Here is a 571-nt window from a genome sequence, read left to right on the forward strand (position 1 = left end):
CAATCCTGCCCCCGCACAAAACACCGCACCACCGCTCCCATTAGTCAGATAACACTGTATGAACGTACAGTTCGTAACTCCGATTCCAGTACCTGCGGAATAAATTGCCCCGCCTTGAAGATTGGCAAAGAGATTTGTAAATATGCAGTTCTGTATCGCCATATTTCCCAATGCATTCGATACACCTGCACCTTTTGTCCCAACTCCCTCTGCATCCTTTATCGTAAAGCCATCCAATACAGCAAACCCGCTCGACTGCTTCGTAACTATATTCCGTGCATATACACTGCCCCCAAGGTCACCGCTCAATATCGTTGGATTGTTAGTCCAATCCCTCTCGCTCAACGATGTCTCTGTACCCGCAAATCCACCATATACAAGATTAGTCTTTATATAAAACGTATTTGTCGCATCAGTCCCCGGCGTATATGTGCCTTCCGCCACCCAGAATTCACCGGTGGATCTGGTTAATGCGTTTGTAAGGTTTGTATAGGCATCCGTCCATGAGGAACCGTCGTTATTGCCGGCAGCGGCATCTTTATCCACATATACCACGCCGAATGCGGGCAAT

At 47.8% G+C, this 571-nt stretch carries 1 pseudogene; it reads right to left on the bottom strand.

What is annotated here, in order from left to right:
• Positions 1-570 (bottom strand): annotated as a pseudogene (locus A2255_02405) (hypothetical protein).
• Between the last annotated feature and the right edge of the window lies 1 nt (position 571).

The organism is Candidatus Melainabacteria bacterium RIFOXYA2_FULL_32_9, assembly GCA_001784615.1.
Classification (GTDB): Bacteria; Cyanobacteriota; Vampirovibrionia; order Gastranaerophilales; family UBA9579; genus UBA9579.